This window comes from Candidatus Nitrosocosmicus sp. FF01 (genome assembly GCF_047711275.1).
Lineage (GTDB): Archaea > Thermoproteota > Nitrososphaeria > Nitrososphaerales > Nitrososphaeraceae > Nitrosocosmicus.
Window position 1 is genome coordinate 558,073 of the sequence record NZ_JBLNIG010000002.1, and the last position, 12,987, is coordinate 571,059.

Below are 12,987 nucleotides of genomic sequence, written 5' to 3' on the forward strand. Positions count from 1 at the left end.
TCTAGCTCCGAACCACATTTAAAGCATTTGAGATTGCCAACTATGTATTCATCCATTCTAAAGCCGCATTTTATACAATCAATATTGTGTTTTCCATATCTTTCATCAGATCTATGAGAATTCACTAGTTCTTCTAACTTGATGCACTGAAACAACAAATTAGGAATGACAATAATTTTCATTCTACCAATTATGGAAACAAATTTCTATTAATGATTGTCAATATATTTTAAATGATTCTATATAGTTAAGGGTGATAATCTGATTCGTTAGATCGATTAAAAGTACAATATAGTATATTATCTGGTAATTTCTTTACTAAAAGTTGTATGTTGGTTTCAATTTATGTGATAATACATGTATGTATGATTACAATTCTCAGGTATCTTTCATGGTTTCAAACATTCAAAATATAATAACAAATAGAGAAATGGACGCCACCTATGCTATTGACTATTTGTTTTCATTGTCGTAGTAGTAGAATTTGAATTTCCAGGTCCTGAAGTAGTTGTAGTAGTGGTAGTAGTGGACTGAGAGCCATTGCCATTTACAGGAGCAGAATTGTTACTATTATTAGAGGCTTGACCTATCGATTCAAAAGTGTTCTCAATATTATTGTTTACAGCATTTTGTATGGAATCTGTTAGACTTTGTGCATGTGCAACTTGTATAATAGATATTAAAATCAAGGCGCCTAGGATATAACTAACGTTCATGGATTGAGATGTGAATTATACTATAAAAAGATACCGGTATCGGCTCTTAAAAGTGATATTTTGATTAGAACTACAATTTGCCTCTATATATCCTATTGTGTAAAGCTTACGTCTCTTGTTTAATAAAACATTTATTTCATTGCAATGACAATTCATGGTAACTCTGATATTTCATTATTGAGTATGGATATTACATCTGTAAATGAATACTTTATAATTTGTTCATTTCTTACATGTTTTGGAATTTTGTGAACTTGTTTCTTGTAATTGTCTACTGTTTACTTGGTCTAGAAACCAATACTTGATATCCATTAATCAAAAAATAATAATCATCATCATCAGCCATTTTAATATGCTGCAATGGCCGAATTATCAGTATTCTTTGCATAATCCATAAGTAGAGTTACAAGGTTCGAGCGCCAACTCATATGATCTATTTTTGTATTTTAGAAACTGGGTTTCCTGTGAAGAATTAGAACATCATAAAAATATTGCAGAATTAATTTAACAAACCCTGATATTTAATAGTCATCTCATTATATTCATTCAAACTTTTTTCTACAGATTAATGCAATCACTGACGTACCCACAAATGTAGCGGTCCAGTACAACCATAGATCTGTCCAATACTCCTGAAACTAAGGCTGGAGCCAATGAACGTGCAGGATTCATTGATGCTCCAGATATAGATGCCAAAAACAAAATGTCTAATCCAACAATACCTCCAATCACTATTCCCCCAAATCCTTTCAAACCTTTTGTATAAACGACAGTCAATATTACAGCCATCAAAAGTGCTGAAGCTAAAACTTCTATTCCAAATATTAACGGTAAAGGATATGAATAATTAGGCGCATTAGCTCCTAGATTAGCCTCATTACCTATTACAACGCTTACAAAAAGACTTGCTAGGAAAGCACCAACGAGCTCCGCGAAAAGGTACAAAACAAATAGTTTTCTTGTAATGTGCTTTGTTATCAAAAACCCAAAAGATACAGCAGGATTAAAATGAGCCATAGAGATTTTTCCAAAAAGATATACACCTATGGCAACACCCACAAAAGGAGCAAATGCAATAAATGGTAAACCTAAAACACCACCTAACTTTGCATCAATGACTACTGAACATGTGGCTAAAACTACAACAATAAAAGTTCCTATAAGTTCAGCGATAAACCTCTTTTGATTAACAGTCAGTTTGCCAACTACAGATTCAAAAGAAGATTCCTTTGACATGCTATATTCTCTAATTACATGAGTATCGCTTTAACCAACCAAAAGAGTCATCATTTAGATTGGAATTTTATTATTTTGGTCTTGATGAGAATCAATTATTTCCAATACTCTTTTTTCAATTTCATCTCTTATTTCTCTCACTTTCTCTATTGGCTTGTCTTTTGGATCTTCTATACCCCAATCTATAACTTTTGGTATAAATAAAGCAGGACAGAACTTGTCATCCATACAGCCCATATTAATAATAGTTGTTGCATTTCGCATCATGTCTTCTGTCAAATCTTTGGGCTTTTGCTTGCTGATATCAATTTCGACCTCCTTCATAACCTCTACCGCAATGGGATTGATTTGTGAAGTTGGAACTGTACCAGCACTAATAACCTCATAACCTTTCGGAGCATACTTTCTGAAGAAACCCTCAGCCATTTGGCTTCGTCCAGCGTTTTGAACACATACAAAGAGAATAGTTTTTGCATCTTTGTCACGCTCTCGTTTACCAAATGAAAATTTCACCTATATTGCACCCTATCCTATTCTTTAACAGCTTTGATAGATATGCTAGTGATTTGTCTTTTTTCTTGATCTTCTTTGCCTTCATCTAGTTCCATATACAGTTTCTCATCAAGTATCTCAACGTTGGTAAAACCTGCTTTCTTAATACTATCAATGTAATTTTCTTTCGTTAGGGCGCCATCGATACAACTGCACCAGTTTTCCGTATTATTAGAGTCTGCATCTATTTCTTTAGAGGTAACCAAATCTGATATGATCATCATTCCTTTTCTGTCTGGTTTAAGTATTCGGTAGATTTCTCTGAACGTATCTTCCTTGTTAGTGGTCAGATTAATAACACAGTTACTTATAACTAAATCCACAGAATTATCTTCAACTGGTATTCTTTGCTCAATATCACCATGTCTGAACTCTACATTTCTATAACCATGTTTCTCAGCGTTTTCTCTCGCTTTTTTGAGCATATTTTCTGTCAGATCAATTCCAATCACCTTACCACTTTCTTTCACTAAATTGGCTGCAAGAAATACATCTATACCTGCACCTGAACCTAAGTCGACTACGGTATCACCTTCTCCTATATCTGCAAATCTAATAGGATTTTACAACCTACTCCTAATACAGAGGATTCGGGAATGAGATTCAATTTGTCAGAATCATATCCAACAGCTTTTGATGATTCAAGCGGAGTTAAGAGAATTTCAGATGGAGTGCCGCAGCAATCACTTGAGGGCATACAACATGAATTAGAATTACCATCTAAAGCAATTTTTCCATATTGCTCTTTGATTTTTTCTTTTAAATGTGATGATTTATCCATAGATATAGGTTTACTAGAAAAACTATTTAAGTTGGTAAGAGAAATGGGGTAAACCAAGTGAAATTATGGAAACTATAAGAAAATGGAAATAGTAAAATAATATCCAGATCATCAAGGCTACCAATACTTGAGGATGATAATGATTCTTGCGATTTCTATGGTTATAATGTGGAGAGTTTAATGAAGGAAACAGCTGAACTGAGAAATATAATTACTAAAAGAGGAACGCTAGAAATCTTGATACCACTATGTTGTTCCACTGATCCTGTTAGATATATCGCATCTAGAAAATCAATGAAAGGTTTCAGTAGTAAAACTCTTACTACTCGCTTAAAGGAGTTAGAGAAAAATGGTATTCTAAACAGACAATCCTTTAATGAAATTCCACCCCGAGTAGAATATCGACTTACCCCAAAAGGTCAAGAACTTGGATCAATTATTAATTTGCTTCAATGGATGAGGAAATGATCAGTTAAATAGACATCTCCGACCAAATAGATCAGACTACTAGGAAGCAGGGGTTGTTTCTACACTGCTAGATATTCTGTAAAGTGCACCTTGGCCTCCATCTGCCCTGCTGTAAGTTAATATATAAAGGTCTCCATCAGGACCTGTTTCAATATCTGTTATTCCCTTGAATCCACTACCCAATGTTATCGAAGAAATCTCATCTTCAGTTGATACAACCAAGTCATCTGCTATGTCTGGATTATTATCAAATTGAAGACCATTTCTATTTTCATTTACTTCAAAGAAGAATAGATTGCCTCGAGTTATATCCCCCACAAATATATTGTTTTGATATTTCTGTCCCAAATTACCGGACTTTAAAAATTCCAAATCTGTAACACCTCTTGATTGTTCCCAACTCAAAAGCGGATCTGCATAATTTGATCCATGAAATGTAACTAAATCATCTTCTGTTACAGTTGGTGAACCAGAGATCGGTCCCATAACCAATTTCCATCCGCTATTAAACCCTGGTTCTACTAGATTTATTTCATCATATAGATCTTGACCGTTTTCCGCATTCCATAATTTTCCGGTTACAGGATCAAAGTCCATCCCAAAACTGTTTCTTATACCATATGCGTAATATTTTGATAACAGGTTGGAATCGGTGTTCTCACCTACTTGTACGAATGGATTGTTAACCGAGGGGGAACCATCAGAAGGATCTACTCTGAAAATAACACCACTATCATCGGGAGTAGGTCCATCATGAATATTCTGTAACTGTCCTTCCCTTTGGAGTTCTCCTACTATTGCATATAGTTGATTGTCAGGTCCAATCTTGACCTTTCCTCCTTGGTGGTTAGTTCCCGGACCGGCTGGCAAATCCAAAAGAATTGTTGGATTTGAAAGGGATTCTCCATCCCATGTATATTTATATACCTTATTCCTTAATTCGTTACTACTTGATGCTGATGTTGAAGTTTCCTGCATTTGTTCATCTGATTGAGTACCCGTTGCAGTAACAAAAACAAATACATCAAATTCTTCAGATTGGTTGGTATTATTTTTAGAGTCACCAATAATGTCTTTTCCAATTGCTATACCTAAAAGTCCTCTTTCATTTTTACTATTGACATTGTTTAATTCCAGTATTGGTTGTAAACTGGTTGGATTGTCAAGCTCTAATTTTGATATTGTGCCCTCCTTATGTGTAATAAGGATTGAATTGTCAGTAAGAAATGCCATGCTAGTAGGAGATTGCAATCCGTCCGCTACAAGATCTAATTTTAATGAGGGATCTTCTAGTAGCGGTAATTCTTGTGAAAATGCAGGCATTAAATTATTGTTTGTGCAGATAATTGCCACAACTATAGATGTAACAAGGAAAAATTTTAATGGCAAGCGGTTACTAATTGAATTTTTAAAATAATGATCAATCCAATTCATTTGACTTATTTGACATTCATATTATTAATATGTTACAGCATCTAAAACAAACATAGAAATTTATTCATGATTTAGTGGTATAGTGTATTTATTTGCAAGAATTAAAACCAAACTATTAGCAGCAGTAGCAGTAGCAGTAGCAGAACGACAACTATGAAAATGATAAGGTTGTTGTGGATACTTTCGTTATCTACAACTAGATTTTATTATTTCTTAATTACTACTGTCAATAAATAATCTAGACCTGTGCTCTTGTCTACTGAATATGGATCTATTGTTTCTAGTCCTCGGCATCACTTTGTGATATTAACTATACTTAGGTAAGTATATAAACTGCTGACTATTAAGTATTAAGATATAGGGTAGTAAAGTCAAGTTGGTGGAAGTCAATGCCTCCAAACATTATGAAGAAAAAGAGGGAGATTATATTCGACCAAGATCGATTGAGAACATGGAATTCAAAAGTTGTCCTGTTTTTAATACATTTAATATAATTGGTAAAAAATTTTCTATATTGATTCTACGCAATATGATTTACGATAAACAAACCCGATTTAATGAGTTTCTTAATTCTATAGAGGAGATCAATCCAAAAACACTCTCAATACGGCTAAAAGAAATGGAAAAAGATGGTCTTATAAGAAGACAAGTGTATGACGAGACCCCCATCAGGATAGAATACTATCTTACACAAAAGGGTAAAGAACTACAACCCATTCTGGAACAAATGGCATTATTCTCAGTAAAGTATTGTTGTGACCAAATATTCGATAGCCCTGACCCAATTAAAATTGAAAAAATTACTGCTAAATCACTTCGAAAATATATTTAGTTTGGGATGCACTCCATATTACACAACATAAACTCATAAAAGTTTTAATCTTTTTTAAGATTTTGATTCGCTATGAGAGTGATGATTTAGATTAGATATAACCTGTCCTGTATCCAAATGTGTTCGAAAACCGATCTAAATACCTTTTTTGCTCAATGTGTTTAACTAAAATAAAACACTAATCACATGATCACATGTTTTCTCATTTGAACTTTATACTAAACAATCATCATGTTTATATAGGATTAAATGATCTTGGTTTCTAACTATATAGTCCGTTTAAAGTATATAGAATAGCTTCATATGTCTCCTCTTGTAAGTATCAATCTTCCATGTTGATTTCACTTACCAAAAGTTCACTTACCAATTTATATACTTACCTAAGTATAGTTAATAACATAAGGAAAGTTACCTATGATCGATAAAAGACAAGAAAAAAATAATAATTTAATCAATGAAACTACTACTGTTAGTCGTCATGCATGGCTCACATTAGCAATACTGAGCAGCACACTTTTGACGGTTTTTTTCTCAGAAACTATGCTCCTACCAGCAATTCCTGATATAATAACTGAGTTTAATATTTCCTATGGAACTGCCGCATGGATATTTAGTGCATATCTGATCGTCGCAGCAGTAATGACTCCCGTTGCAGGCAGGCTATCCGATCTATTCGGCAAGAAGAAGGTATTGTTGACCATGTTGGGGATTTACATAGGTGGACTAATCATCGGAGGATTTGCTGACAATATAATATTGTTGCTCATAAGTAGAGTAATCCAAGGTGTGGGGTTAGCAGCTATTCCAGCAGCTTTTAGCCTTCTTAGAGACACTTTTCCACCAACTAAACTTTCAATTGCTGTAGGTGTATTTGGATCCGCATATTCTGCAGGCTCAGTGATAGGACTTTTGGTTGGAGCAAGTATTATTCAATTCTTTGGATGGCATACAACCTTCTTGGCAATAGTACCTTTTACTGCTGTGGTAACACTATTAATAATTAGGTTTGTCAAGGAAGGCAAGGCTTCGGAGAACAAATTCTCATCGAAAAATATTCAACATCCAAAATCAGTAATAAAAAGCAACTCCTTTTCTATCGATTTGAAAGGAGTTTTATCTTTATCAGCTACTATTTCATTCTTTCTGATTGCACTTACGATAATTCAAATTGGAATAAATATCGATAATTTACAACAGATTGTGGGCGCATTTGCGATATCGGCTATTGCGTTATCCTTTTTTATTACAATCGAAAGGAGAATGAAAAATCCCTTTGTCAATCTAAATCTATTAAAGGATAAGATATTGTTACCATCTTACATCCTGTTAATAGCCACTGGAATTACAATGTTTATGATATATCCAGCAATTGTTCAAATGGTTAGAAGTCCAATTCCATTAGGATTTGGAGGTAGTTCTGTGGATGCTGCGAACGTACAACTGCCATTTATGATCGGCTTTTTAGTGTTTTCTAGTATTACGCCGTTTATCATAAACAGAATAGGGGGTATAAGACCAATTATTATAGGAGGCATTGTTAGCCTAGTTGGTGCATTAGCACTATTGGCGTTTCATTCAACAGAACTTGCGGTGTCAGTAAGTTTGGCAGTATTGGCAAGTGGTCTTTCTCTTACTATGACAGCTGCATGGAATTTGGTCGTGTCAAAGTCTCCTACAGAATATACTGGAATTTCGGTAGGCGTCGGTGCATTATTGCTCTTTATTGGAATGGCTATTGGCCCTGCCTTGGCGGGAGTTTACATGGCGAATCATGAGACGATTACCGGAGTACAAGGATCATACCCGTCAACTAATTCCTATAACCTTGTATTCTTAACTGCGGGGCTTCTCTCGGTAGTTACTATTGTTTTCGCTATATTGCTAAAAAGAACCAGTTCATTAAGGATTGCATAGTGTCTGCGGGAGTACTTTATTTAATTTGTCTTCAATAATTTTATCATGCATGTAAAGGGGGTTGGACAAAATTATAGAGTATTACTATTACTTAGGCATGCAAAATCAAGCTGGAAGAATAAGGAGTTAGATGATCATGATAGACCATTAAACAAGAGGGGTAAAAGAGACGCGATCAAAATGGGAAAGTATTTAAAAAAGATCAATATGATACCCAATGCAATTGTTACCTCATCTGCACTTAGAACAGTTGAAACAACCTCTCTTGTTTGTCGACATTGTGATTATGACGGACCAGTAGAGGTGAATTTTACATTTCATAAAAGTGGTGTCTATTCTTATATCCGCGCCATATCTCAAACTCCTGTTGATAGAACTAGGCTATTGCTAATCGGACATAATCCAGAATTAGAAGAATTGGTAGAGATGCTAACACATAGTTCCTTAAAAATGTCTACATGTACGCTTGTGCAAATAAATATGTACATACCAAATTGGAGTAATATTATTTCTCAGAATGATTTTAGATCTGAAATAATGAATATTTGGAAACCTTGAAATTGAGATGCTGTGAATGAAGTATTGTTTTGTCTAAATATATTTTTCTATATTCAGAATATGGATTTAATAATATGATCGAATTTATTTCTATTATCCTTAGGTGTCCTTTCTAAAGTCAACCGTATATTTTTGAATGGATGAATTCTTCATATATCTATAATCTAAGAACTACGGATGATTCAAATAGCTTCTATCCACATTTGTATTAGGTTGGAGTATTATTATATCCAGTATAACCCTGAGGTTTACATTAATAATTGTGCTCGAAACTTTGATAGGGTTTATATCAAACTGGCCAAGTATTTACACGATCCAACCAAAGAAAACACTCACCAAATGAGAACATCATTACGTAGACTAGAAGCTACTTATCGATCAAGTCCTAGAGAGATTCTGAAAAAAAAGAATGTTAAAGCTTTTGTTCATAGAGGTAAAAAGCTGTTTAGAATCAATAGTAGAATAAGAGATATAGACATAATTCTGGAGAAACTGACCAATGAAGGAAAAATGGGCGCCTTAGAACTAGAATTGATCGAAAGTCCTCTTAAACATGAAAGGCAAGATAAACTTAAAGAAGCTAAGATCGCAGCGTTTCGGTTAGAAAAGATCATCGTCTCCAACATTTATGGTCCAAACACAATCAATAGGAAATTCAAATACAAATCTAGAAAAAGAATTCTAAAAATAATAAGAAAGTTGAAAACCAATATGGATTCACAGATTCCTGCAGTAATTAGCGATAAATCCAAAGTTTCGGAATTGCATCAAGTCAGAAAGGACACTAAAAAATTACGTTATGTAATCGAACTTTTACTAATAAGTAAGGAATATGAAGAGAAAGACAATAGGGTTAGGCAGACAGATGTTGTCAATCCAATCAACAAAGATATTCGTCGAATATTGGCTTACCTTGAGAAACTTCAAGATATACTGGGCGATATCCACGACTATGATATTACACTGGAGTATTTGAAAAAGAAACAAAAGGCAGATAAGCTAATCATAACAAATACTATAACAAACATTCAGAATATAAGAAATACAAAATTTGATCAATTCGTTGATTATATCAGATCATTAACATTATGATTCATAGCACAATTCAAAATTTAACGCATCACATCAAATGTAGAATAGATAAGAATTATCTATTATTATTATTAATAAATGTCTACTTCTATTCCTCTGTACAAAGAGTTTTCACTTGGATAAACTAGGCGGTCAATACAAGATAATTGTGAACATTCATTCGATCCAAATGTAATTATGGTAGATATCTAGTTTGGATTCATTCTACGAATTGAATACACTCGAATTTTGGATGACCCCATAAAAGACGATTATCACAATCCATGTTATTATCGTTCATCATGATATATACATTTGATATACAAACTGGTAAATATCTTATGACATCCAAAGGAATGCTCTGAATCGCACTAAATAGTATTAATTGGTCCCAATATTTTTGGCACAATTCAAAAAATCACTTATCTTTGTTTGAATCTCCTCATAGATTTCATTAATATCTTTATCCCCATTGATGTCGATTAGGCCATATTTTCTTTGCATAATGCTAAACTCCTTTTTTAATAAATATTGATACTTAATGAAAGAATCAAAAATATCAGATGATATTCCAAGATCGGCGCCTGATTCATAGTAATCGAGAGCCTTATTTTTCTTAAATACTCTGTGGATTAAATTGTAGGGATCAACATTCAGATAAAAAATGAGGTCCGGCTTAATTGCAAAACTATGCAATTGGTGCAACCAATTTTTGTCTATTCCTCTAACCGAGCTTCTTGCAATTAGAGTATAGATGTATCTATCGGAAATTACAACAAAACCTGCCTTTAAAGCAGGAATTATTTTGTTCTCTAGCTGATCAGCAAAATCAGCTGCATAATAAAGTGCCATTGTTCTCCTGCCCACGTAGTTTCTTTTTGCTTCTATGATTCCCTTTGAAATCAGATCGGATCTTTTTAAACCCGTATTAACTACTGCATGTCCATCGGCTTCTAATTTTTCAGTTATTTTTTGAATTTGAGTACTCCTTCCAGAGGCATCGGGCCCCTCTATTACAATGAATGATCCATTAATTTCGGTATCCTTTAAATATTTTATACCTGTTTTACCAATAAACCTTATTTTCTTGCTGATATCTTTGTGATTATCAGAAGTAATGACTTTATTAGATACTTTTTTTGATAACATTTTATTTTCGTAACCTTCTTATGAAGTCTTTTCATGAAGTTTATTCTTCATTTTAAGAACTTTTAGTACGTTTCTTCGTACCATATCTTGCTGTTTTTCTATTTCAAGAGTTCCATCAATCACTACAAAGTTGTCGTCATTAATCATAGATTCATACTCGTCCACAATTCTTCCTTGAAATATTCTATAACTTTCGTATTCGTCTTTACTTAATCCTAGATCCATTCCTGCTTCATAATGTTTCAGCTTGGGTCGACCGGAAATGATCCTATTTACTGCAGTTTCAATTGGCACCCTAAAATAGAATGTTAAATCTGGTTTTCGGGCATATTTATACATGTTCTTTACCCACGACTTGTCACATCCTCTAACTGTATCACGGGCTAATGCCGTGTAAATATACCTATCTGCCAGAACAATATAGCCCGCTCTTAATAACGGATAAATATTTTTTTCATATCTGTCGGCAAAATCTGTTGAATGTAAGAGTGAAAATGTCATAGGGGTTAATCTTGCTTTCTTCTTTCCCTTTGATGTAATTTCTCTCACTGTCTCTGATGAATTCCATTCGGTAAAGAAAACATCATATCCTTTTGATCGGAGCCACCTATCTACTAAATGAATTTGTGTTGATTTCCCCGACCCATCTATACCCTCAACTACGATCAGGATACCAACTTCATTCTTTTTTTCAATGTCTGCAATAGCAATCACCATATATTCACTATAATTAAATTATAAACAACAAAACAATTATGAAGTTTCATCTGATTCTCTTAATATTTGAACCTACACGTATTTAATATAGTTGGCCGTCCAATATATAAAAGTCCTTTTACTGTGTTTTTCTAACCAAATCATTTAGAAGTCTTTACTCGGTTTACTGCAAAAATTCCTTTTTCCAAATGTGTAATGATCCGATTTTACTTGAGGCAATTATAACAACATCGTACAAGATGAACCAACACATAGTTATGATTCCATCTCTCTTGTTTTAACCTCAAAGATAATTAGCTGGTAGGCGAATCAAACCCTTCACTATGATGATAATAAAACACTGAATTCAAATCCAATCATTATCGATTGATTAATACAGTCTAAAAAGCGAAATGCGGACTAATGGTTTACGTTGAACAATCGATTTAATTCATAGGTTGTGATCGCAAGTAGGTAGATAGACAAATAGACTGATAGATAGATGGATAGGTGTGGTCTTGCTACAGATATTAACTTGGATTATCAACTCAACTAATACCGGGTTTCCGTTCTAAAGCATTTCTATCCCAATTTGCAGTAGTTGCTGCAGCAATGTAAGTAGACTCTAGAAAGTCGAGTAAAATTTTATCTGGATTTTCTGCCTTTCGAACCACCTCATATGGTAACATAAATTCTCCCATTCTCTTATCATAATATGCTTCCTCAGGTTTGATCGAAAATTCCTTGAATCCTTCCGGTTCTGGATAAGTATAAGAATAATAAATAGGATTGTCTATATCACCTCCTCCCGGCCAGAAACCACAACTACTTACTTCGTGTGAATAAGCTTCAATTGCAACGAATTTTGCCAAACCTGGTGCTCCCGCATGTGATGGAGCCGAACGACCTGAGAATCTTGTAACAGCTAGATCAAACGCACCCCAAAAAAAATGTACCGGACTAACCTTTCCTATAAAACGGGAACGGAATTCTGTAAGTATTCTGCTAGACTGAGACAAAATCTGCCATAAATGAGTAACATATTTGCGATCATAAGATGCATGTTTGTAATCTTCCTCAAATGGTGTCCTATCTGAAACTTCTACAGGTGTTGTCCACAAAGGAACATAAATGTTGATGTCTGATAAATTATACATAATGTCCTTGTACATCTCTGCAATTGGGCGTGGTTCTAACGGAATCTTTCTTGTAATACCTTCGCTTGTTTGAATGATAAAAAAATGATCTATGAAATCAAAATCAATTTGAAATTGTATGTTTTCGTATGACATTGCAGATGTAGTAAGCCCCCTCGAATTAATGTACAAAGTAGAATTCCACCAGTGGTTTACCAGAGGTTCCAGTGCGATTCTGATTTTTCCTGCTATTTGAGTTAATCTATGGAGTGTCTCGTATGTGTCTTTCCATTCTGACAGCGGTAAAGATGGCCAGGTATTTTTTGACAATGTCATATTTGTTTGTAGTTGTTATCATCAATAACTGTTGTCGTCTGCTGTTTTACTAATCAGATGAAGCATTTTTGTACCAACATAGTATGACATCGACGTGAAAACACATTG

The 12,987-nt window shown here is 34.0% G+C and carries 13 protein-coding genes and 1 pseudogene; 5 read left to right on the forward strand and 9 right to left on the reverse strand.

All coding sequences use genetic code 11. The annotated features are described in order from the left end of the window. Positions 1-446: 446 nt before the first annotated feature. From ACMT7R_RS08380 to ACMT7R_RS08400, 5 genes and pseudogenes are all read right to left on the reverse strand, one after another. Positions 447-716 (reverse strand): hypothetical protein, encoded by a 270-nt coding sequence (locus ACMT7R_RS08380; protein ID WP_415311171.1) that lies wholly within the window; start codon positions 714-716, stop codon positions 447-449. Positions 717-1,258: 542 nt separating this feature from the next. Continuing rightward, positions 1,259-1,952: pseudogene (locus ACMT7R_RS08385) on the reverse strand (MIP/aquaporin family protein). Positions 1,953-2,006: 54 nt separating this feature from the next. Beyond that, entirely contained in the window at positions 2,007-2,465 is a 459-nt protein-coding gene (locus ACMT7R_RS08390) for an arsenate reductase ArsC (RefSeq protein WP_415311172.1), read from the reverse strand. A 17-nt stretch (positions 2,466-2,482) separates the two neighbouring features. Then, a complete protein-coding gene (locus tag ACMT7R_RS08395) occupies positions 2,483-3,061 on the reverse strand; it encodes a methyltransferase domain-containing protein (protein WP_415311666.1) in 579 nt (192 codons plus the stop codon). Then, positions 3,043-3,285, reverse strand: coding sequence for a hypothetical protein (locus ACMT7R_RS08400; protein ID WP_415311174.1), 243 nt, complete (start codon positions 3,283-3,285; stop codon positions 3,043-3,045). Before ACMT7R_RS08400 ends, ACMT7R_RS08395 begins: the two co-directional genes overlap by 19 nt. 180 nt (positions 3,286-3,465) lie before the next feature. Between ACMT7R_RS08400 and ACMT7R_RS08405 the strand changes: the two genes are divergently transcribed. Beyond that, positions 3,466-3,753 carry a winged helix-turn-helix transcriptional regulator gene (locus ACMT7R_RS08405; protein ID WP_415311175.1) on the forward strand — a complete coding sequence of 96 codons (288 nt, stop codon included), beginning with the start codon at positions 3,466-3,468 and terminating at the stop codon, positions 3,751-3,753. Positions 3,754-3,792: 39 nt separating this feature from the next. Here the strand turns inward: ACMT7R_RS08405 and ACMT7R_RS08410 are convergent, their stop codons facing one another. Beyond that, positions 3,793-5,187 (reverse strand): PQQ-dependent sugar dehydrogenase, encoded by a 1,395-nt coding sequence (locus tag ACMT7R_RS08410; RefSeq protein ID WP_415311177.1) that lies wholly within the window; start codon positions 5,185-5,187, stop codon positions 3,793-3,795. 379 nt (positions 5,188-5,566) lie between these two features. Here ACMT7R_RS08410 and ACMT7R_RS08415 point away from each other — a divergent pair, with 379 nt between their 5' ends. The 4 genes from ACMT7R_RS08415 to ACMT7R_RS08430 all read left to right on the forward strand — a co-directional run bounded on the left by ACMT7R_RS08415 (position 5,567) and on the right by ACMT7R_RS08430 (position 9,583). Then, the gene (locus ACMT7R_RS08415) at positions 5,567-6,019 is read left to right on the forward strand and encodes a winged helix-turn-helix transcriptional regulator (protein ID WP_415311667.1); all 453 of its coding nucleotides are present in this window, start codon (positions 5,567-5,569) and stop codon (positions 6,017-6,019) included. Between the two features lie 414 nt (positions 6,020-6,433). Further along, a complete protein-coding gene (locus ACMT7R_RS08420; protein ID WP_415311179.1) occupies positions 6,434-7,933 on the forward strand; it encodes an MFS transporter in 1,500 nt (499 codons plus the stop codon). A 45-nt stretch (positions 7,934-7,978) separates the two neighbouring features. Then, on the forward strand, positions 7,979-8,491 hold the full coding sequence (locus ACMT7R_RS08425; RefSeq protein ID WP_415311180.1) for a SixA phosphatase family protein: 513 nt from the start codon (positions 7,979-7,981) through the stop codon (positions 8,489-8,491). A gap of 177 nt (positions 8,492-8,668) precedes the next feature. Then, a complete protein-coding gene (locus ACMT7R_RS08430; RefSeq protein WP_415311181.1) occupies positions 8,669-9,583 on the forward strand; it encodes a CHAD domain-containing protein in 915 nt (304 codons plus the stop codon). A gap of 360 nt (positions 9,584-9,943) precedes the next feature. Here the strand turns inward: ACMT7R_RS08430 and tmk (ACMT7R_RS08435) are convergent, their stop codons facing one another. From tmk (ACMT7R_RS08435) to ACMT7R_RS08445, 3 genes are all read right to left on the reverse strand, one after another. Further along, positions 9,944-10,711, reverse strand: coding sequence for a dTMP kinase (gene tmk / locus ACMT7R_RS08435; RefSeq protein ID WP_415311183.1), 768 nt, complete (start codon positions 10,709-10,711; stop codon positions 9,944-9,946). 18 nt (positions 10,712-10,729) lie between these two features. Then, complete coding sequence (tmk, locus tag ACMT7R_RS08440; RefSeq protein WP_415311185.1) at positions 10,730-11,428, reverse strand: dTMP kinase; 699 nt, start codon at positions 11,426-11,428, stop codon at positions 10,730-10,732. 527 nt (positions 11,429-11,955) lie between these two features. Continuing rightward, on the reverse strand, positions 11,956-12,879 hold the full coding sequence (locus tag ACMT7R_RS08445) for a DUF5996 family protein (RefSeq protein ID WP_415311186.1): 924 nt from the start codon (positions 12,877-12,879) through the stop codon (positions 11,956-11,958). Positions 12,880-12,987: the final 108 nt, after the last annotated feature.

Bases quoted from the DNA above. Each gene is read 5' to 3' on its own strand.
- tmk (WP_415311185.1), bottom strand. From the start codon at position 11,428: ATGGTGATTGCTATTGCAGACATTGAAAAAAAGAATGAAGTTGGTATC.
- ACMT7R_RS08410 (WP_415311177.1), bottom strand. From the start codon at position 5,187: ATGAATTGGATTGATCATTATTTTAAAAATTCAATTAGTAACCGCTTG.
- ACMT7R_RS08445 (WP_415311186.1), bottom strand. From the start codon at position 12,879: ATGACATTGTCAAAAAATACCTGGCCATCTTTACCGCTGTCAGAATGG.
- tmk (WP_415311183.1), bottom strand. From the start codon at position 10,711: ATGTTATCAAAAAAAGTATCTAATAAAGTCATTACTTCTGATAATCAC.
- ACMT7R_RS08405 (WP_415311175.1), top strand. From the start codon at position 3,466: ATGAAGGAAACAGCTGAACTGAGAAATATAATTACTAAAAGAGGAACG.
- ACMT7R_RS08380 (WP_415311171.1), bottom strand. From the start codon at position 716: ATGAACGTTAGTTATATCCTAGGCGCCTTGATTTTAATATCTATTATA.
- ACMT7R_RS08420 (WP_415311179.1), top strand. From the start codon at position 6,434: ATGATCGATAAAAGACAAGAAAAAAATAATAATTTAATCAATGAAACT.
- ACMT7R_RS08430 (WP_415311181.1), top strand. From the start codon at position 8,669: ATGATTCAAATAGCTTCTATCCACATTTGTATTAGGTTGGAGTATTAT.
- ACMT7R_RS08425 (WP_415311180.1), top strand. From the start codon at position 7,979: ATGCATGTAAAGGGGGTTGGACAAAATTATAGAGTATTACTATTACTT.
- ACMT7R_RS08400 (WP_415311174.1), bottom strand. From the start codon at position 3,285: ATGGATAAATCATCACATTTAAAAGAAAAAATCAAAGAGCAATATGGA.